This is a genomic window from Streptomyces griseoluteus, assembly GCF_004784465.1.
GTDB classification, from domain to species: Bacteria; Actinomycetota; Actinomycetes; order Streptomycetales; family Streptomycetaceae; genus Streptomyces; species Streptomyces griseoluteus.
In genome coordinates, this window is sequence record NZ_SRRU01000001.1 from 524374 (window position 1) to 543549 (window position 19176).

Annotated in this window: 21 protein-coding genes and 1 pseudogene; 15 read left to right on the forward strand and 7 right to left on the reverse strand. The window is 72.6% G+C overall.

The window, feature by feature from the left end:
* Nucleotides 1-87 precede the first annotated feature (87 nt).
* Nucleotides 88-282, forward strand: coding sequence for a hypothetical protein (locus E5082_RS02570; RefSeq protein ID WP_018544306.1), 195 nt, complete (start codon nucleotides 88-90; stop codon nucleotides 280-282).
* Nucleotides 283-326: 44 nt separating this feature from the next.
* Here E5082_RS02570 and rho read toward each other — a convergent pair whose 3' ends face one another.
* Entirely contained in the window at nucleotides 327-1454 is a 1128-nt protein-coding gene (gene rho / locus E5082_RS02575; protein ID WP_135789650.1) for a transcription termination factor Rho, read from the reverse strand.
* 344 nt (nucleotides 1455-1798) lie between these two features.
* Between rho and E5082_RS02580 the strand changes: the two genes are divergently transcribed.
* Nucleotides 1799-2290 carry a GNAT family N-acetyltransferase gene (locus E5082_RS02580; RefSeq protein WP_135789651.1) on the forward strand — a complete coding sequence of 164 codons (492 nt, stop codon included), beginning with the start codon at nucleotides 1799-1801 and terminating at the stop codon, nucleotides 2288-2290.
* Between the two features lie 214 nt (nucleotides 2291-2504).
* On the opposite strand, the gene E5082_RS02585 is transcribed toward E5082_RS02580, so the two are convergent.
* Entirely contained in the window at nucleotides 2505-2711 is a 207-nt protein-coding gene (locus E5082_RS02585) for a DUF397 domain-containing protein (protein WP_135789652.1), read from the reverse strand.
* Nucleotides 2708-3547 carry a helix-turn-helix domain-containing protein gene (locus E5082_RS02590; RefSeq protein WP_135789653.1) on the reverse strand — a complete coding sequence of 280 codons (840 nt, stop codon included), beginning with the start codon at nucleotides 3545-3547 and terminating at the stop codon, nucleotides 2708-2710. Before E5082_RS02590 ends, E5082_RS02585 begins: the two co-directional genes overlap by 4 nt.
* On the opposite strand from E5082_RS02590, the pseudogene E5082_RS32770 reads away from it, so the two are divergent.
* From E5082_RS32770 to E5082_RS02635, 9 genes and pseudogenes are all read left to right on the forward strand, one after another.
* Nucleotides 3514-3779 (forward strand): annotated as a pseudogene (locus E5082_RS32770) (helix-turn-helix domain-containing protein); the annotation flags it as partial. The gene E5082_RS02590 and the pseudogene E5082_RS32770 overlap by 34 nt on opposite strands.
* A 65-nt stretch (nucleotides 3780-3844) precedes the next feature.
* A complete protein-coding gene (locus E5082_RS02600; protein WP_135789654.1) occupies nucleotides 3845-4462 on the forward strand; it encodes a Uma2 family endonuclease in 618 nt (205 codons plus the stop codon).
* A gap of 32 nt (nucleotides 4463-4494) precedes the next feature.
* Nucleotides 4495-5337 (forward strand): N-acetyl-1-D-myo-inositol-2-amino-2-deoxy-alpha-D-glucopyranoside deacetylase, encoded by an 843-nt coding sequence (gene mshB, locus E5082_RS02605; RefSeq protein WP_135789655.1) that lies wholly within the window; start codon nucleotides 4495-4497, stop codon nucleotides 5335-5337.
* A gap of 8 nt (nucleotides 5338-5345) precedes the next feature.
* On the forward strand, nucleotides 5346-5738 hold the full coding sequence (locus tag E5082_RS02610; protein WP_135790107.1) for a DUF6113 family protein: 393 nt from the start codon (nucleotides 5346-5348) through the stop codon (nucleotides 5736-5738).
* A gap of 152 nt (nucleotides 5739-5890) precedes the next feature.
* The gene (locus E5082_RS02615; protein WP_135789656.1) at nucleotides 5891-8104 is read left to right on the forward strand and encodes a hypothetical protein; all 2214 of its coding nucleotides are present in this window, start codon (nucleotides 5891-5893) and stop codon (nucleotides 8102-8104) included.
* 121 nt (nucleotides 8105-8225) lie between these two features.
* Nucleotides 8226-9170 carry an ABC transporter ATP-binding protein gene (locus E5082_RS02620; protein WP_373310062.1) on the forward strand — a complete coding sequence of 315 codons (945 nt, stop codon included), beginning with the start codon at nucleotides 8226-8228 and terminating at the stop codon, nucleotides 9168-9170.
* Complete coding sequence (locus tag E5082_RS02625; RefSeq protein WP_135789658.1) at nucleotides 9167-9925, forward strand: ABC transporter permease; 759 nt, start codon at nucleotides 9167-9169, stop codon at nucleotides 9923-9925. The genes E5082_RS02620 and E5082_RS02625 overlap by 4 nt, the downstream gene beginning before the upstream one ends.
* 5 nt (nucleotides 9926-9930) lie before the next feature.
* Nucleotides 9931-11115, forward strand: a complete 1185-nt coding sequence (locus tag E5082_RS02630; protein ID WP_135790108.1) for a sensor histidine kinase — start codon at nucleotides 9931-9933, stop codon at nucleotides 11113-11115.
* Complete coding sequence (locus E5082_RS02635) at nucleotides 11112-11726, forward strand: response regulator transcription factor (RefSeq protein ID WP_135789659.1); 615 nt, start codon at nucleotides 11112-11114, stop codon at nucleotides 11724-11726. The genes E5082_RS02630 and E5082_RS02635 overlap by 4 nt, the downstream gene beginning before the upstream one ends.
* 6 nt (nucleotides 11727-11732) lie before the next feature.
* Here the strand turns inward: E5082_RS02635 and E5082_RS02640 are convergent, their stop codons facing one another.
* Nucleotides 11733-12617 carry a transglutaminase family protein gene (locus E5082_RS02640; protein WP_135789660.1) on the reverse strand — a complete coding sequence of 295 codons (885 nt, stop codon included), beginning with the start codon at nucleotides 12615-12617 and terminating at the stop codon, nucleotides 11733-11735.
* A gap of 9 nt (nucleotides 12618-12626) precedes the next feature.
* Nucleotides 12627-13646: a GNAT family N-acetyltransferase gene (locus E5082_RS02645; protein WP_135789661.1), complete on the reverse strand. Its 1020-nt coding sequence runs from the start codon at nucleotides 13644-13646 to the stop codon at nucleotides 12627-12629.
* 140 nt (nucleotides 13647-13786) lie between these two features.
* On the opposite strand from E5082_RS02645, the gene fdxA reads away from it, so the two are divergent.
* On the forward strand, nucleotides 13787-14107 hold the full coding sequence (gene fdxA / locus E5082_RS02650) for a ferredoxin (protein ID WP_018561461.1): 321 nt from the start codon (nucleotides 13787-13789) through the stop codon (nucleotides 14105-14107).
* A gap of 117 nt (nucleotides 14108-14224) precedes the next feature.
* Entirely contained in the window at nucleotides 14225-15322 is a 1098-nt protein-coding gene (locus E5082_RS02655; protein ID WP_135789662.1) for a bifunctional succinyldiaminopimelate transaminase/glutamate-prephenate aminotransferase, read from the forward strand.
* Between the two features lie 181 nt (nucleotides 15323-15503).
* Here E5082_RS02655 and E5082_RS33640 read toward each other — a convergent pair whose 3' ends face one another.
* Nucleotides 15504-15791, reverse strand: coding sequence for an ATP-binding protein (locus tag E5082_RS33640; protein WP_373310061.1), 288 nt, complete (start codon nucleotides 15789-15791; stop codon nucleotides 15504-15506).
* Nucleotides 15792-16082: 291 nt separating this feature from the next.
* On the reverse strand, nucleotides 16083-17081 hold the full coding sequence (locus E5082_RS02665) for a VldE C-terminal domain-containing protein (RefSeq protein WP_190045323.1): 999 nt from the start codon (nucleotides 17079-17081) through the stop codon (nucleotides 16083-16085).
* A gap of 96 nt (nucleotides 17082-17177) precedes the next feature.
* On the opposite strand from E5082_RS02665, the gene dapE reads away from it, so the two are divergent.
* Together dapE and E5082_RS02675 are read left to right on the forward strand one after the other, a co-directional pair.
* Complete coding sequence (dapE, locus tag E5082_RS02670; RefSeq protein WP_135789663.1) at nucleotides 17178-18257, forward strand: succinyl-diaminopimelate desuccinylase; 1080 nt, start codon at nucleotides 17178-17180, stop codon at nucleotides 18255-18257.
* Nucleotides 18258-18363: 106 nt separating this feature from the next.
* Nucleotides 18364-19122, forward strand: a complete 759-nt coding sequence (locus tag E5082_RS02675; protein WP_135789664.1) for an LOG family protein — start codon at nucleotides 18364-18366, stop codon at nucleotides 19120-19122.
* Nucleotides 19123-19176: the final 54 nt, after the last annotated feature.

Below are 19176 nucleotides of genomic sequence, written 5' to 3' on the forward strand. Positions count from 1 at the left end.
GGGCCGGTCCGCCGGGGCTGTACCGAAGTCACAACCCCCATAGTCCGAACCCCCCGTGTCCCTGGGATTCATTGGAGGTGAGCCGCCGTGGCACTCTCGATTTCGGCGGTGGTGCTGCTGGCGATCATCGTCTTCCTGCTGATCAAGAAGTCGGGACTGAAGGGGGGACACGCGGCCATCTGCATGCTCCTCGGCTTCTATCTCGCCTCCTCGACCATCGCACCCACGATCAGCGAGCTGACCACGAACGTCGCCAGCATGATCGGCAGCATCAAGTTCTGACGACGGGCGGGGTGATGACGGTGTCGTCGCCCCTCCTGCCGCGATCAGCTCGTCGGCAGTGTGGGCTGGACGCGGCGCAGGAACGTGGCGTTGTCCGGGGTGTCCCGCAGTCGCTCCAGCAGGGTTTCCAGGGACGCGTCCCCGTGTGAGCGCAGGGCGCGGCGCAGGCCCCTGGTGATCGCCAACTCCTCCCGCGTGAAAAGGAGTTCCTCGCGGCGGGTGCCGGTGCGGTCGATGTCCACGGGCGGGAAGACGCGGCGGGACGCCAGTTCGCGGTCCAGCCGGAGTTCCATGTTGCCGGTGCTCTTCAGCTCCTCGAAGAAGTAGCCGTCGGCGCGTGAGCCGGTGTCCACGAGCGCGGTGGCGAGGATGGTCAGCGAACCGCCCTCCTCCGCCTGCCGTGCCGCCCCGAAGAACCGCTTGGGGCCCAGCAGTGCGGCCGCGTCGACGCCTCCGCTGAGGGTACGGCCGCCCGCCGCCGAGGCGTTGTTGTGCGCGCGGCAGAGCCGGGTCAGCGAGTCCAGCAGGATGACGACGTCCTCCCCGGCCTCCACCCGCCGCTTGGCCCGCTCCACGACGAGGTCCGCGAGGGCGATGTGGTCCTTGGCGGGGCGGTCGAAGGTGGAGGCGTACACCTCGCCGCGTACCGACCTGCGCATGTCGGTGACTTCCTCGGGGCGTTCGTCCAGCAGCAGCACCATCAGCCGGCACTCGGGGTGATTGCCCGCGACGGCCGCGGCGAGCTGCTGGATCAGGACGGTCTTCCCGCTCTTCGGCGGCGCGACGATGAGGCCGCGCTGGCCCTTGCCCACCGGGGCGAGCAGGTCGGTGAGGCGGCCGGCGAGGCCGGAGGCAGGGTGCTCCAGGCGGAGCCGCCGGTGGGGGTGCAGCGGGGTCAGGTCGCGGAAGTCTCCGCGTCGCCCTACGGGGGCGCGGCCGTCGACGCCGGTGACCTCGCTGAGGGCCCGCTGCGGCCCACCGACGCCTTCGACGAGGTCGCCCTTCCGCAGGCCGTGCCGGCGGATGAGTGCCGGGGAGACGTGGGGGTCGGCGGGCGAGGGCAGGAGGCTCGCGGCGGCCCGCAGGTGGCCCTTGCCGTGCGCGTCGATGTCGAGGACGCCGGTGAACGTGGTGATCTGGGTTCTGGTGGGGGATTCGAGGGTGGTGGTCACAGTGGGGGTGTCCTTTCCGGACAGAAGGGGGAAGGGCCGCGGATCACGGAGACGCCTGCCTCCGGGCGACGGGAACGCACCACGGACGGGGCGACGAAAGCCCTGGTCACAAGGTGCTGATGCGAAGAAGCCCGGCCCGGTCGAAGACCGTCGGCACGAGGGCTGAGAGAGGAATGCGACACCGGCGCCGGACATGGGGCGCGGGCATGCCGCTCATTGCACTGTACCGGTGCATGGGGTCACGTCAAGGGGGAGGCGGTCTCGGTGGGCTGTGCCGGGACTCCAGCACGCCCGCTGGAAATAACCGGTGGGCGTGCCACTCACTGTTGCTTAATCTCACGCAGATGGAGATCCGAAAGTTCGAGGAGTCTGATTGGCCGCAGGTCTGGCCGATCGCCGAGCAGATCATCCGCAAGGGTGACACCTTCTGCTACGACCCGCTGCAAACTGAGGCCCAGGCGTACGACTTGTGGGTGGTGCCGCCACCAGGGCACGTCGCAGTGGCCGTAGAGGACCAGCGGGTACTCGGCACCTCCAACATGTACGCCAACCGGCCAGGCCCGGGTTCGCACATTGCGAGCGGAAACTTCATGGTCGCGCCGGAAGCTCGCGGTCGGGGTGTCGGCCAAGCATTGGGCGAGTATCTGCTGGACTGGGCGCGAAGCAGCGGATTCGCCGGCGTGCAGTTCAACGCCGTCGCGGCCTCCAACGCACCGGCGATCAGGCTGTATGAGCGTCTCGGGTTCGCCCTGATCGGCACCGTCCCCGGCGCGTTCCGGCATCCAGTGCTGGGTCCGGTCGGCCTGCATGTCATGTACCACGACCTGGGCACGTGACGAGACGAGCATCAATCGGATCGCGGGCGACCTCACCAAATGTCCGGCCACGCGCGCTGCCTGAAACACGATCTGCGTCCGTGCCGCCGTCCGGCTTCACGTTCACCGCATCTGGGCTCGCCGCCAGGTCACAGCCTGGCGGCACCGCGCAGTCCGGACCGGCATCCGAACGGCGCGGCACGTCACTACGGGGCAAAGGCTCTCTGACGCGACCCTAGTCGCGGACGCCGGTGACGAAGGCCGTCCAGGTGTCCTGGCTGAGGGCGAGCTGGGGGCCTGCTGTGTGCTTCGAGTCCCGGACGTGGATGGTGCCGGGGGTGACGGCGAGTTCGACACAGGAGTTGCCGTCGGGGCCGTCGCTGTAGCTGCTCTTGAACCAGGCCAGTTGGGCAGTGTCCCCGGCAGAGACCTTGCGGATCATTTTTCTCCCAGCACTTGCTCGATGAAGGCATACGACTTATCCGGCGCGAGCGCCTGGGCTCGGATGGTGGCATACCGCAGATCAAGGATGCGGAGCTGCCTCGGGTCGGAGGTGGGCCGACTGTTGAACGCCCCATCCGAACGGCCCGCCGCCGTGCCGTCGGCGAACTTCAGCACCTCGATCCTGCCGTCCAGCCCAGGGTGGGCCCCTGCGGCCAGCGGCATCACTTGCAGCTTGACGTTCCGCAGACGCGCAGTGTCCAGAAGGTGCTCGAGTTGCTCACGCCACACCATTGTGCCTCCAACACGCCTACGCAGCGCCGCCTCTTCCAGGACGAAGCTCAGAGCTGGGGCGGGCACCCGCGCGAAGACCGCCTTCCGGGCCATCCGCGCGGCGACCAGATGCTCCACCTCCTCCTCCGAGTACGGCGGCTCGTAGACCTCGAACAGCGCGCGGGCATGTGCCGGAGTCTGAAGCAGTCCATGGATGCTCAGCCCTACATACACACCGATCTCGACGGCCTTGGCCTCGAACTCTGCAAGCGCTCGCACACTCTTGGGATACCGAACCCTCTTCACGTCCTCCCAGGACGCCGAGATCAGCCCGCCCGCCTCCAGAACTTCGTCCGACCTGTCCAGATACTCCTGCCGGGGAATCCGCTTGCCGGCCTCCACCTTGTAGACCAGGTCCTCCCCGTACCCGATCCGCGTGCCGAACTCCGCCGCGCGCAGCCCTGCGGCCTCGCGGCGTAGCTTCAGCTGGCGGCCCACCGTGGTGATCACCGCCGCGCCCCAGTCGTCGCGCCGCCTGGCTGGAGCGGGACGTCTCCCCGTCAGCCGTACGCCGAGCCCTCACCGCCAACCTCCCCGAGGGCACCCTCCACCGACCGGCCGCCCTCCTGGCCCACCGCCTCACGGCCCACCTCCCACCCCCGCCCCCGTTCGCCCCACCCGCCCCCGCGCCCCGTTACGCCACCCCCTCCAGAACTGCGACGGCTGCAACCGGGCCTTCCGCGCCCCCGCGCCGGGCCGCTGCCGCGACTGCTCTCCCGGAGGCCGCCTAGCATGAAAGCGACGATCCTTGCCCCGCCCGAGGACGCAGGCACCTCAGGGCCCACAGGAGGAGCGAGCGCCATGGCCACAGCACCGGACGACGCACGCCAGGGCACCCCCCACCAGTACCGGGCCATGCGGGACTTCGTTCAGTCCATGGACGACACCCTTCCGGGCAAGTTCGAGATCACCAGGGAAGGGATCGTCCACGACATGATGTCGCCCGTCAGGCAGCACGAGCTGACTGTGCTGCGTCTGCGGAAGCGCCTGGAGAAGGTCATGCCGGAGGAGCTCGTGGCCCACACGGGCGAACCCGACGTGGAGGACGCGGCCGAGGGCGTCATGCGGCACCCCGACGTGATGGTGATCGCCGAGGCGGACATGGAGGGGGAGGGCGCCTTCGACCCGCGTACGCTCGTCGCCGCCGTCGAGATCGTCTCCCGTTCCAACCCGGAGAACGACTGGGTCGGCAAGGTGCGCGACTACCCTCTGCTGGGCATCCCGGTCTACGCGATCTTCGACCCCCGCACGGCCACAGGCGCCGTCTTCACCGACATCCACCCCACCCCCGCCGGGCCGCGCTACGCCACCCGCAAGGACTTCGTCTACGGCGAGGAGGTCACCATCGCCGAGTGGACCGTCCCGACGGACGGCCTGCCTCGCTACACCGACGACGGCACCGCCCAGGGCGCGTACTGAACGCCCGCTCCCGTCCTCGTACGCTGGACCCCATGACCGAACTGCCCGCCCGGCGTCTGCTGCTCGTGCACGCGCATCCTGATGACGAGTCGATCAACAACGGCGCGACCATGGCCAAGTACGTGGCCGAGGGGGCGCACGTGACTCTGGTGACCTGCACGCTGGGGGAGCGGGGGGAGGTGATCCCGCCGGAGCTGCGGCATCTGGAGGGGGCCGCGCTCGGGGCGTACCGGAGGGGCGAGCTGGACGCCGCCCTCGGGGAACTGGGGGTTCGTGATGTGCGGGTGCTCGGGTACCAGGACTCCGGGATGATGGGGCTCGCGGACAACGACGACCCCGCCGCCTTCTGGCAGGCCGACCTCGACCAGGCAGCCGGGGCGCTCGCGGACGTGATGCTGGAGGTCCGGCCGCAGGTCGTCGTCGCGTACGACGACAACGGCGGATACGGCCACCCCGATCACATCCAGGCCCATCGCGTCACCATGCGCGCCGTCGAGCTGGCCGCCGGCCGGGGGCACCTGGTGGACAAGGTCTACTGGAACCGCATGCCCCGCTCGGTCGTCGAGGAGGCCTTCGCGCGGCTCGCCGAGGAGCTGCCCGGCCTGCCGTTCGGCAAGAGCGCCGACATCGCCGACCTGCCCGGCGTTGTCCCGGACGAGCGGATCACCACTGCCGTCGACGGCACCGCGTACGCCGCCGCCAAGGCCGCCGCGATGCGCGCCCACGCCACCCAGATCACCGTCGCGGGCGAGTACTTCGCGCTCTCCAACGACCTCGCCCAGCCGCTGTTCGGCACCGAGTACTACGAGTTGGTACGGGGCAGCGCCGAACCCGGCGAGACCGACCTCTTCGCCGGAGTGGAGGTGGCGTCGTGAGCAGCTCGATGCTCGCCCAGCCCCTGCAGCGCCCCTCCCTCGGCCGGATGGCCGCGCTGCTCGGGCTCGCCCTGCTCGGTGCGGTCGCCGGCGTCGCCGGGGCGCTGGTGCAGGCCGCCTGGTTCCCGCTCGGCCTGCTGCTCGCCCTCGCGGGCGCGGGCGGGCTGTTCCTCGGCGGCGGCTACGCGCTGCGCGGCCGCTCGGGCGCGGTCGCGCCGGTGCTCGGCTGGGTCGTCGCGGTCATCCTGCTCACCGCCAGCCGCCCGGAAGGTGACTTCCTGTTCGGTGCGGGCGGCGGCTCGTACGTCTTCCTGCTCGGCGGCATGGCCCTCGCTGTGATCTGCGCCACCTTGGCCCCGGGGCGGCAACCCGACGGCGACGCCGACCGACTTGGCAAGTGACGTACCACTTCGCGCGACTCTCGTGCGGGTCCGGTGCGGATTTCCACAGCGGTCGTGGGATTCGCGCCAGAGGTGGCCAGTATGGTGGTGCGCGCCGCCGAGATGCCCGCTGAGGTCGTGACGGGCGGCGGAGCCAACCGGGAGAACCTGCCTTGAGTCGTGAAACTGACACTCCGTCCTCCGGGCCCGACGGGCGCGGCGGAGCCGCGTACCCCTCCGGCACCCCGCCGTACGGGACCCCCATGGCTTCCGGCGACGGGGCCGGCGCGGGAAGCCCGGACGCGCGTCCCGAGGACCGCAAGACCGAGACCACGCTGACCACCCGCATCCGGATCAACATCCCCGGATCGCGGCCGATTCCGCCGGTCGTCGTGCGCAAGACCGTCGACGGCGCCCCGGCCGGTGAGAGCGGCGGCGACGAGCCGGCCGCCGACGCGCGGCCCGAGCCCGCCACGCAGCCCGCGCCGGAACCGGCCGCCGAGGCCGCCCCGCAGGCCGAGGAGAAGACCAGCGACTGGTTCGCTCCCCGCAAGGGCGGTGCTCCCAAGGGCGGTTCGGGCGGCGGCGGCACCAACGGCGCCGGAGTGCCGGGCGGTTCCGCCGCCGGTACGAGCGGTCCGCGCCCCGGCGCCCCGGCCCTCGGCCCCGGCCCCTCCGCGCAGCGGCCGGGCACCCCCGCGCCGAACGCCCCCCGCCCCGGCGGCACCAACGGCGCCGGCATGTCCGGCGCCACCGGTGGCCCCGTCGCGCCGGGCCACGGCGGCGGGACCGGCTCGTTCGACGTGACCGAGGCGCTGGCCTCGGGTCCGCGCGGCGGCACCCGCCCCGGCGAGCCCGCCCGCGACGACCTGCCGTTCTTCTCCGACAACGGCGGTGCCCCGGCGGGTGGTCCGGGTACCCCCGGCGCCAACGGCCGTGGCGGCCCCGGCGGTCCGAGCGGCTTCAACGGGCCCGGCGGCCAGGGCGCCCCCGGCCCGAACGGCCCGGCGGGTCCGACCGGCGGCCCGGTCACCGGCGACGGCCCGCTGCCGACGCGCCCGGTGCCGGGCACCGCGCCCGGTACGCCCGGTGCTCCCGGCATGCGGGGCATGGAGCCCGGTGAGCCCTTCGACGGCCCGCCGGCCTTCCGCGCGCCCGGCGGCGGCCCGCCCAAGGGTCCCCAGGGCGCCCCGCAGGCACCCCAGGCCGGCAACCCCCTCGGCGACGACACCGCGATCCTCACCCCGCAGCAGCTCGCCGCCGCCCCGGGCGCCCCCGGCCGCGCCCCGCACGGCGCCGTCTCCGGGCACACCGTCACCAGCGGCATCCCGGTCTTCCCCGGCGACGAGGCCGACCCGTTCGGGGCGGCGCCGGCCGCCGACCGCCCGGCGTACACGGCCCCCAAGCCGCCCGCGCCCCAGGCGAAGGCCGCGCAGCCCAAGAAGAAGGGCCGCAGCAAGCTGATGCTGCTGGTCGCCGGTGTGGTGGTCGTCGTGGGCGGTGCGTACGGCGCCGGGCTGCTGATGAACCGCACCGACGTGCCCAAGGGCACCACCGTGCTCGGCGTGGACATCGGCGGCGGCACCCGGGACGACGCGGTCAAGAAGCTCGACGACGCCTTCCGGGACCGGGTCAACAAGCCGCTCCAGCTCTCCGTCGGCGGCGGCAACGTGGCCCTCACCCCGGACAAGGCGGGCCTGCAGTTCGACTACCAGGCCACGGTCAGCGAGGCCGCCAAGAGCGACTACAACCCGCTCTCCGTGATCGGCTCCCTCTTCGGGCAGAAGCGGGTCGTCCAGCCGGTCACCCCGGTGGACGAGGAGAAGCTCCAGGTCGCCCTCCAGCAGGCGGGCGGCGGTGCGGGCTCGGTCGTCGAGGGCGGCATCAAGTTCGAGTCCGGCAAGGCCGTCGCCGTCTACGGCAAGCCCGGCAAGGCCATCGACGCGGCGGGCTCCACCAAGGCCGTCGAGCAGGCCTACCGCACCCTGGTGGAGACCGGCACCGCCACCCCGGTCACCGTCCCCACCACCACCAAGCAGCCGACGGTCCCGAACGCCGAGGTCGACCGCGAGATGAAGGCGTTCGCGGAACCCGCGATGTCCAACCTCGTCACCGTCCGGGTCGACGCGGCGCACAGCATCAACTTCGGGCCCCGCTCGCTGCCGAAGATCCTCGGGTTCAAGGCGGTGGGCGGCAAGCTCACCGACACCTACAACCTCGAGGCGCTCAAGGAGGCCTACGGCACCACCTTCGAGGGCGTGAAGGTGGAGAGCGCCACCGGCAAGCGGGACGTGCTTCCGCAGGACGTCGTGGCGGCCCTGCGCAAGGCCCTGGTCGGCAAGACCGCGGCGGAGCGCGTCGGCACCATCGACACCAAGCCGAACTAGCCGAGCACCGCGACGGCGAGGGCACCCGGAGCCGCTCCGGGTGCCCTCGCCGTCGTATGACATCTGTCATCCGCCACTCAGGACCGACGGCACTGCCGCCCGCACCCCCCTCCCGGCCAGCATGACGGGCATGACAACGACAACGGTGGCGACCGCGACCGACGTGCCGGTGGTGGCCGGGTTCGAGCAGGTGAGCAAGGCGTACGGGAACGTGCGGGCGGTGGACGGGCTGTCGCTCGCGCTGCGGCCGGGGGAGACGGTCGCGCTGCTCGGGCCCAATGGGGCGGGGAAGTCCACCACGCTCGATCTGCTGCTCGGGCTGAAGCAGCCGGACGAGGGGCGGGTGACCGTGTTCGGGACCGGGCCGCGCGAGGCGATCGTCGCCGGGCGGGTCGGGGCGATGCTGCAGAGCGGCGGGCTGATGGAGGACGTGACGGTCGCCGAACTGGTCGGCCTCGCCTGCTCGTTGCACCCCCGCCCGCACCCCGCCTCCGAGGTGCTCGCCCGCGCCGGGATCACGCAGATCGCCGACCGCAAGGTCAACAAGCTCTCCGGCGGCCAGGCCCAGCGCGTCCGCTTCGCCCTGGCCACCGCCGGGGACAGCGACCTGATCGTGCTGGACGAGCCCACCACCGGCATGGATGTCTCCGCCCGGCACGCGTTCTGGGCCACCATGCGCGAGCAGGCCGGCCAGGGCCGTACCGTCCTCTTCGCCACGCACTACCTCGAGGAGGCCGACGCCGTCGCGGACCGCGTGCTCGTCCTGCACCGGGGCCGGCTGCTGGCCGACGGCACCGCCGCCGAGATCAAGGCACGCGCGGGCGCCCGCCGGGTCTCCTTCGACCTGACCGGCGCCGTCGACGAGACCGTGCTGGCCGTCCTGCCCGCGCTGACCTCGCTGGACGTCTCCGGGCAGACCGTCCGCATCCAGTCCGCCGACGCCGACGCCACCGTGCACGCCGTGTACGGGCTCGGCCTCTACCCCCGCAACCTGGAAGTCGCCGGCCTCGGTCTGGAGCAGGCTTTCGTCGCCATCACCGAGGCCGAGGAGGCCAAGCGCGCATGACCGGCATCCTCGCCTCACGGGCCCTGATCAAGCTGGAGCTCGCCCGCGCCCTGCGCAACCGCAAGTTCCTGTTCTTCTCCGTGCTCTACCCCTCGGTCATCTTCCTGATCTTCGCCGGGAGTTCGGGCACCGGCGAGAAGGTGGGCGGCACCGGCCTGACCGTCGCCACCTACCTGATGGTCTCCATGGCCTCCTTCGGCGCCCTGACCGCCGTGCTGATGGGCAACAGCGAGCGCATCGCCAAGGAGCGGGAGAGCGGCTGGGTGCGCCAGCTCCGGCTGACCCCGCTCCCCGGCCACGGCTACGTCCTCGCCAAGACCGCGAGCGCCGCCGTGGTGAGCCTGCCGTCCATCGTGATGGTGTTCGTCGTCGCCGCCGTCGTGAAGGACGTACGCCTCGACGCCTGGCAGTGGCTCGCCCTCACCGGCGTCATCTGGGCCGGCAGCCTCGTCTTCGCCGCGCTCGGCGTCGCCATCGGCTACCTCGCCTCCGGGGACGCGGTACGGCCCATCACGATGATCGTCTACTTCACGCTCTCGCTCCTCGGCGGCCTGTGGATGCCCTCCGCCGGGTTCCCCCGCTGGCTCCAGGACATCGCCGAGTGGCTGCCGACGTACGCGTACGCTGCCCTGGGACGCGCGGTCGAGCAGAGCCAGGCCCCGCAGGCGCGGGACGTCGCCGTCCTCGCCGTGTACTTCGTCCTCTTCGCGGGCGGCGCGGCCTGGCTGTACCGGAAGGACACGCTGAAGGCGTGAACGCGATGACGGAGGACCGGTACGCCGGGACCGGGGCGGAGACCCCCGTGGGGCGTCCGCCGCGGGGCCGGCGCGAGCTGTGGGTGAAGCTGCTGTGGATCGGCGTCTGGCTGGTCTTCCTCAGCTCGCCCGTCCACGACCTGGTGAGCGGCGGCCACGGGGCGGCGGCCACCTGGGCCGGAGCGGTGGGACTCACGGCCTTCGTCGCGGTGTACCTGGGGCTGGTCTTCCGCAACATGGGCCGGACCTTCTCCGGGCCCGCCGTCGTCGTGCTCCTGCTGATCCTCGGCGTTCTCGCGCCGCTGCTCGCGTACACGCTGGGCAGCGCCTGGCTCGGCCTGTTCGTCTACCTCTCGGTGGCCTGCGGGGCGACCCTGCCCGCGAAGGCCACCTACTGGGCGATCCCGGCCTCGGCGGCCGTGATGTACCTCGTCGGACTGCACACCGGCGAGGAGGAGGCGCGCAACCTGATCCTGCTGGTGGTGCTGATCGGCTTCGCCATGACAGGAGTGCGACAGCTCGTCCGCACCACCGTCGAGCTGCGCAAGGCGCGGGCGACCGTGGCGCAGCTCGCCGCCAACGAGGAGCGGCTGCGGCTCGCCCGTGACCTGCACGATCTGCTGGGGCACTCGCTGTCCCTGATCACGCTCAAGAGCGAGCTGGCGGGGCGGATGCTGCCGGGCCGGCCGGAGGAGGCCGCCCAGCAGGTCGCGGACATCGAGCGGGTCAGCAGGCAGGCGCTGGTCGACGTGCGGGAGGCCGTCACGGGGTACCGGCGGCCCCGGCTCGCCGCCGAACTCGCCGGTGCGCAGGTCGCGTTGACGGCCGCCGGGGTCGTCGCCGAGATACCCGCCGAGCCCGACCTCGCCGGGCTGCCCGAGGAGGCCGAGGCCGCGCTGGCGTGGACGCTGCGGGAGGCCGTCACCAACGTGGTCCGGCACAGCGGCGCCGAGCGGTGCGCGGTCGAGCTGCTGCACCGGCACACCCTGGACGGGCCGGTGCTGGAGCTGTCCGTCGAGGACAACGGCTCGGGCGGCTCGGGGAAGGGGCCCGGCAACGGGCTCACCGGGCTCGCGGAACGGCTCCAGGGGACCGGGGGCACGCTGGAGGCGGGGCGGTCCGCCAAGGGGTTCCGGGTGGTCGCCCGCGTCCCGTCGGCCGTCGGGGCGGACGTAGTATCCGGGTCATGACGAGCACGATCAAGGTCCTCCTCGCCGAGGACCAGTCGATGGTCCGCGAGGCGCTCGCCGCGCTGCTCGGGCTGGAGGACGACATCGAGGTCGTCGCGCAGGTCGCGCGCGGGGACGAGGTGCTGGCCGCAGTGGGGGAGCACGGGGTGGACGTGGCCCTGCTCGACATCGAGATGCCCGGCTGCACCGGTATCGAGGCCGCCGCCCGGGTCCACCGGGCGCACCCCGGCGTGAAGCTCGTCGTCCTCACCACCTTCGGCCGCCCCGGCTACCTCCGCAGCGCCATGGAGGCGGGCGCCGACGCCTTCCTCGTCAAGGACGCCCCCGCCGCCCAGCTCGCAGCCGCCGTACGCAAGGTGCTCGCCGGCGAACGCGTCATCGACCCCACTCTGGCCGCGGCGGCCCTCGCCGAGGGTGCCAACCCCCTGACGGACCGCGAACGCGAGATCCTCCGCGCCGCCGCCGACGGCTCCACCAACGCCGAACTGGCCGGGGCCCTCCACCTCTCCCAGGGGACGGTCCGCAACTACCTCTCCATGGCCATCCAGAAGCTCGCGGCCCGCAACCGGGCGGAGGCCGTGCGCATCGCGCGGGAGAAGGGCTGGCTCTGAGGCCGGTCAGTTGAGCAGGGCTCTTGCCGCGTGGGCCTGGGCCCGCGCCTTTTCCTCGGCCGTCGGGTCGACCACCGAGACCAGTTCCGCGTACGCCTCCAGTTCGGCCGCGCCCTCGGTGAAGGCGCCGCGCTGGACGAGGAGGCGGCCCCGGTCGTAGCGGAGGCGGGCCGGGCGGGAGGGGAGCAGCATGGCCAGCTCGACGGCGCAGAGGGCCACGTCGGAGCGTTCGGGGCGGGCGGTGGCCCAGGCGCGGATGTTGTTGAGGATGCGCTGGATGATCTGGAGCGGGGCCGCCGGGACCAGCATCGAGGGCTCCAGGGGCGCGCCCGTCGCCCCGGCCACCAGCAGCTCGGTGTCCATGCCGCTGAGCACCCGGCCGCCCTCGAAGGGGTCCGCGAGGACCCGGTCGCCGGCCGTGCCGAAGCCGACCACGAAGTGTCCCGGCAGCGCGACCCCGTACACCGGGGCGCCCGCGCGCCGGGCGACCTCCATCCACACCACCGACAGCAGGATCGGCAGCCCGCGCCGCCGCCGCAGCACGGAGTGCAGCAGCGAGGACTCCAGCCGCTCGTACTCCCCGGCCGTGCCGCAGAACCCGTTGGCGCCGCCCAGCAGCCGGCCCACCGCCCGCGCCCAGGCCAGCGGCTCGCCCGGCCGGTACGGCAGCCGCCCGGCGAGTTCGTCCAGCTCGATCTGGGCCGCGTCCATCCCGGCCTCGTCCAGCGTGCCGTCCACCTCGGCGCCGATCATGAGGCACAGCGCGGACAGGTCGGGCCACTGCGACCGCGCCTCCTCCGCGAACCGCCGCCGCAGCTCCGCCGACCGCTCCGGCGGAGGCGGGTACGGGGGCGGGAAAGCGGGGCGCCGGGCTGGTTCTGGGGGTTCCACGACGGGCTCCTACGACCGCCCGGAGCCGGGCGCGTCCGGCTCCCGGTAGTGGTGGTACGCGTGATGCGGGGCGAAACCGAGACCGTCGTACAGCCGCCGCGCGCCCTCGTTGTCCTCCTCGACCTGGAGCCACGCCGCCGAGGCGCCCTCGTCCAGGGCGCGCCGGGCCAGCGCGGCCATCACGTCGGTGGCCAGCCCCTGACGCCGCCGGGCCGGGTCCACCTCGACCGCCGCGAAACCGGCCCAGCGGCCGTCCACCACGCACCGCCCGATCGCCGCCGGCGGCTCGCCGGCCGCGCCGGGCACACGGGCGAACCACACCGACGGTCCGCCGTGCAGCACCCGCAGGGCCACCTCGCTCACTCCCTCGCGCCCGTACCGCGCGAGCCACGCCTCGTCCGCCTCGCGGGAGAGCACCACGCCGGCGCCGCCCTCCCGGTCCGCGACCGGCGCCAGCGCGCCGGTCCACAGCTCCGCCGTGACCTCCCGCGTCCAGCCCCGCCGCGCCAGCTCCGCCGACAGCAGCTCCTGTGTGCCCTCGGCGCCGGAGGCGGTCTGGACGTAGGCGGGCAGTCCGCGCTCGCGGTACCAGCGTCTTACGGAAGCCAGGGCCACGTCGAGCGGAAGCCCCGGCTCGCCGAGCGGCAGCACGCTGTTGGCCCGCCGGGTGAAGCCGCCCGCGGCCCGCAGCTCCCACTCACCGAGCCGTTCGCTCTCCACCGGGCGCCACGCCCGCGCCGCGATCCGCGCCAGCTCCTCGTAGTCCGCCGCCGGACCCCGGCGACGCGCCGGAGCCGACGGTACGACCTTGCCCGCGACCAGTGAGGACGCCTCGGCCTTGACCACCCGGCCGTCCCGCCGTGTGATCATGAGCACGCCGTCGTCGTCCCAGGAGGTGAGAACGCCTACCGTGTCGGTGAACTTCTCGCCCGCCGCACCCGAACCCGTCAACTGCCGTACAGATACCCTTTTGCCCACGTCTGCCGGTGTGATGAGGACCTTGAGCAGTCCTGTCACCGAGAATTCCACGGGTCGCTCCACCCCTCCTGTTCGGATCACGCTCCGAAACGGAGATACTAGGTGCGGGCATCGACGACGCCGCGCTCCCGCGCGCCAGGCGGCGGAGCCTGAGGAGGCCCGCCAGCGCCCTATCGAGGAGGAACGACAGCGTGACCTACGTCATCGCGCAGCCTTGTGTCGACGTCAAGGACAAGGCGTGCATCGAGGAGTGCCCGGTCGACTGCATCTACGAGGGCCAGCGGTCCTTGTACATCCACCCGGACGAATGCGTCGACTGTGGTGCCTGTGAGCCGGTCTGCCCGGTCGAGGCGATCTTCTACGAGGACGACACTCCGGAGGAGTGGAAGGACTACTACAAGGCGAACGTCGAGTTCTTCGACGAGCTGGGCTCCCCCGGCGGCGCCAGCAAGCTGGGTCTGATCGAGCGCGACCACCCCTTCATCGCCGCGCTGCCGCCGCAGGGCGAGTAACCGGTCAGCAGGTCCGGCGGCCCGTATGAGCGTGCCGCCTCGGTCCCGTACGGCCTGGTGACCCCCGGCCGTGCGGGACCGAGGCGTTTGCGCCCCCTAGGAAAGAGAGCAAGCCCCGTGTCCGCAGTCTCCGACCGGCTCCCCGCCTTCCCCTGGGACAAGCTGGAGCCCTACAAGAAGACCGCCGCCGCGCACCCCGGCGGGATCGTCGACCTGTCGGTGGGCACCCCGGTCGACCCGGTTCCCGAGCTGATCCAGAAGGCACTGGTCGACGCGGCCGACTCGCCGGGCTATCCGACGGTCTGGGGCACGCCCGCGCTGCGCGACGCGATCACCGGCTGGCTGGAGCGCCGCCTCGGCGCCCGCGACGTCACCCACCGGCACGTCCTGCCGATCGTCGGCTCCAAGGAACTCGTCGCCTGGCTGCCGACCCAGCTCGGCCTCGGCCCCGGTGACAAGGTCGCCTACCCGCGCCTGGCCTACCCCACCTACGAGGTCGGCGCCCGCCTCGCCCGCGCCGAGTACGAGGTCTACGACGACCCGCGCGAGCTGGACCCGGCGAATCTCAGGCTGCTCTGGCTCAACTCGCCGTCCAACCCCACCGGCAAGGTCCTCTCCCAGGAGGAGCTGACCGGGATCGTGGCCTGGGCCCGCGAGCACGGCGTACTGATCGTCTCCGACGAGTGCTACCTGGAACTCGGCTGGGAGGCCGACCCGGTCTCGGTGCTGCACCCGGACGTCAACGGCGGCTCCTACGACGGCATCCTCGCCGTCCACTCCCTCTCCAAGCGGTCCAACCTGGCCGGTTACCGCGCGGCCTTCGTCGCGGGCGACCCGGCGGTGCTGATGCCGCTGCTGGAGATCCGCAAGCACGGCGGCATGATGACCTCCGCGCCGACCCAGGCAGCGGTGGTGGCCGCCCTCGGCGACGACGACCACGTACACCTCCAGCGCGAGCGCTACGCGTCCCGCCGCGCCAAGCTCCGCGCGGCCCTGCTGTCCCACGGCTTCCGCATCGACCACAGCGAGGCCAGCCTCTACCTCTGGGCGACGAAGGGCGAGTCCTGCTGGGAGACGGTCGCCGCCCTGGCCGGCCTCGGCATCCTCGTCGCACCGGGCGACTTCTACGGCGAGGCGGGCGACCAGTTCGTCCGCGTGGCGTTGACGGCTACGGACGAGCGCATCGACGCGGCGGTCGCCCGCCTGACGGCATAGCGCCAGTGCTGTGGGCAGTCGTTCCGCAGGGCCATGGGGGTCCCTCTGCTCGAGCGAAGCCGAGAGCTTGGGGGAGGGTGGGCACAGCCCGCAGCGCCGGGTGCGGCTGTCACCCCGCCCGGCAGCAGACACGCCGAGGGGGGCCAGGGAAACATCCCGGACCCCCCTCGTCACGCGACGACTAGCCGAGCGGCAGCCCCTTCATCGGGAGCCCGCCGAGCACATTCCCCGCCGCCTTGCCCGCCGCAGGCGCCGGCAGGGCCTTCTTCACAGCCTTGCTGTCCGCCAGCCCACCCACGGCCTTGTCCACGTGCGTCGCGCCGTCCAGCTTGGTCAGCCCGCCGAGATCCGGCACGGCCGGCTGGTTGGTGGCCGCACCGGCGGTACCGGCGGCGCCGACCCCGGCGGCCGCCCCCGCGGCGACGAGCAGCGCGGCACGGGCGATACGGCGGGTCAGGGGGAGGGACATGATGCTCCATTCGACAGGAGAGAACGGTGTGGTGTCCGAGCCCGGACGCACTGACTACCGCTCGAACCCGCCGAAGGTTGCGGACGCCGAAGGTAAAGACTGGATAACGCATCGCATTATCAGGTGTGGATAAAAACGGGCAAAGCCCGTGGTGAAGGCGCCGAGCAGAATCCTTCCACCCCTTGCACCGCAAGGGCCGAGGCCCACCCCGGCACCCCTGCCTCCGAACGCGCCCCCCGACAGCGCCCGCAACCCGTACGGGGCAGCCCCCGCACAAGCGTCCGGACTGTCTCAGGACCCCGTGACGATCCGTACGGCCGCCAGCGACGACTCCGCCCCGGCCGCCCCCGACGCCGGGGCCGGCACCGGATGCCAGTCCCCGCCACCGTTGGACGCGGTCCACTCCCGCCCCTCGTACGTCACACGGGTGATGCGCAGCGCCGAGGAGTTGGCCACCGCCCATTGCGCGAGCTGCCACCCCCGCTCCCGCTCGGTGCGCCCGCGGGCGTCCGTCCGGGTGCCCAGCGGCACCGGCACGGTCACCGTCCGCCCGTGCGCCGTCGCGGTCACGCTGGGCGAGGGAGAGGGCGAGGGGACGGCCGTACCGCCCACCACCGCGCCGGTCTCCTGGAGCGCGTCGCGCCCGAAGTCCCGTACCAGCGCGGTCCGTACGGCGTCCGGGCTCGCCGCCTCGGCGGTGCGCGCGGTGCGGCCGTCGCAGGTCAGGGTGGCCGCCGAGCGGCCGGTGAGGGCGGCGGCCAGCAGCTTCGCGTCCGGCTCGTGCTTGGCGTACGCCTCCGGGAAGCCGCTGCGCTGCACCTTCTGCGCGGCGACGGTGAGCGGGAGTTCGGTGTAGCCGGGCACATGGGCGAGGTGCGCGTAGAAGATGCCCGCCGAGTACGCCGGGTCCATGATCTGCCGCTGGGTGCCCCAGCCCTGCGAGGGCCGCTGCTGGAACAGGCCGAGTGAATCCCGGTCCCCGTGGCGGATGTTGCGCAGCCCCGACTCCTGGAGCGCGGTGGCGAGCGCGATGGTCACGGCACGCTCGGGCATGCCGCGCCCGGTGCCGACGGCGGCGATGGTGGCCGCGTTCACGGCCTGCTCGGGCGTGAAGGCGTACGACACCGTCCTGTCCTGCACCGAGACCACGGTGCAGCCGCGCGCGGCACCGCCTCCGGTGACGTACTGGACGACGAGGTACGCGCCGACACCGGCGAGCACGAGCAGGGCCGCACCGATCCGGAACGCACGGCCGCGACGCTTGGGGCGAGAGGGGGACGGCTCTGACACGCGTACAAGGTACTGGAGCCCGCAAGGGTCCTCGCCGCGGACCCGCGCCCCGGTGAGGCGGCGGGCCCCGCCCCGGCGGGCGTTAAGGTCACCAGCATGGCCGACACCACCCTTGACCTCACGCTGGACGCCGCCGAGCTGACCGCCCGGCTCGTGGACATCCCGTCGGAGAGCGGCACGGAGAAGCCCCTCGCGGACGCGATCGAGGCCGCGCTGCGCGCTTTGCCCCACCTCACGGTGGAGCGCTTCGGCAACAACGTCCTCGCCCGCACCGACCTGGGCCGCGCGGAACGCGTCATCCTCGCCGGGCACATCGACACCGTCCCGATCGCGGAGAACGTCCCCTCCCGCCTCGACGAGGACGGCGTGCTGTGGGGCTGCGGCACCTGTGACATGAAGGCCGGTGTCGCGGTCCAGCTCCGGATCGCGGCCACCGTGCCCGACCCCAACCGTGACCTGACCTTCGTCTTCTACGACAACGAGGAGGTTGCCGCCGAGCTGAACGGCCTCAAGCACCTCGCCGAGGCCCGCCCGGAGTGGCTCCGGGGCGACTTCGCGGTGCTGCTGGAGCCCTCCGACGGCGAGGTCGAGGGCGGCTGCCAGGGCACGCTCCGGGTGCTGCTGAGGACGAAGGGCGAGCGGGCCCACTCCGCGCGCGGCTGGATGGGCTCCAACGCCATCCACGCGGCCGCCCCGATCCTCGCCCGCCTCGCCTCCTACGAGCCCCGGTGGCCGGTGATCGACGGGCTGGAGTACCGCGAGGGCCTGAACGCCGTCCGCATCGGCGGGGGAGTGGCCGGCAACGTGATCCCGGACGAGTGCGTGGTCACCGTCAACTTCCGCTACGCCCCCGACCGCACCGAGGAGGAGGCGGTCGCGCACGTCCGTGAGGTGTTCGCGGACTGCGGTGTCGAGGAGTTCGTGATCGACGACCACAGCGGCGCCGCCCTGCCGGGCCTCTCCCACCCGGCCGCCGCGGCCTTCATCGAGGCGGTCGGCGGCACCCCGATGCCCAAGTACGGCTGGACGGACGTCTCCCGCTTCGCCTCCCTCGGCATCCCGGCGGTCAACTACGGCCCCGGTAACCCGCACTTGGCGCACAAGCGGGACGAGCGGGTCGAGGTGGCCAAGGTCCTCGCGGGCGAGGAGCGGCTGCGCGCCTGGCTCACCGCGTGAGGCCCGCACAGCGCGGCGCCGCGTTCCGGACATGCTCACGTCCCCCCTCGGTAACGGTTGCGGATCTAGGCTGAGGACGAAATACCGGCAAGCGGAGGGAGCGCACATGGCTACCGGAAACCCCGAGGGGAAGAAGAGCCCACCGGACGAGCAGCGGCTCGGCCCGGTGCTCCGGCGGCGGGGCCAGGTGCAGGCCAGCACCACGGACCAGCGGCTGCTGGACGAGCGCGCCCCCACCGACTGGGTGCACACCGACCCCTGGCGGGTGCTGCGCATCCAGTCGGAGTTCATCGAGGGCTTCGGCACCCTGGCCGAACTCCCGCCCGCGATCAGCGTGTTCGGCTCGGCACGCACCCGGGTCGACTCGCCGGAGTACGAGGCCGGTGTGCGCCTCGGGCGCGGACTGGTGGAGGCCGGCTGGGCGGTGATCACCGGGGGTGGCCCCGGTGCCATGGAGGCGGCCAACAAGGGCGCGCTGGAGGCGGGCGGCGTCTCGGTCGGCCTCGGCATCGAGCTGCCCTTCGAGCAGGGGCTGAACCCCTACGTCGACATCGGGCTCAACTTCCGGTACTTCTTTGTCCGAAAAATGATGTTTGTTAAATACGCACAAGGGTTCGTGGTGCTGCCCGGCGGGCTCGGCACGCTGGACGAGCTGTTCGAGGCGCTCACCCTGGTGCAGACCCAGAAGGTGACCCGCTTCCCGATCGTGCTGTTCGGCAGCGAGTACTGGGGCGGCCTGATGGACTGGCTGCGGAACACGCTGGTCGCGCAGGGCAAGGCCGCGGAGCAGGATCTGCTGCTGTTCCACGTGACGGACGACGTGGAAGAGGCCGTCGCGCTGGTCTCCAAGGAAGCGGCCCGCTGAGACCGGCTCGCCCCGGGTTCCCCGGGGGGACGGCCCCTGACGGCCGCCCCCTGG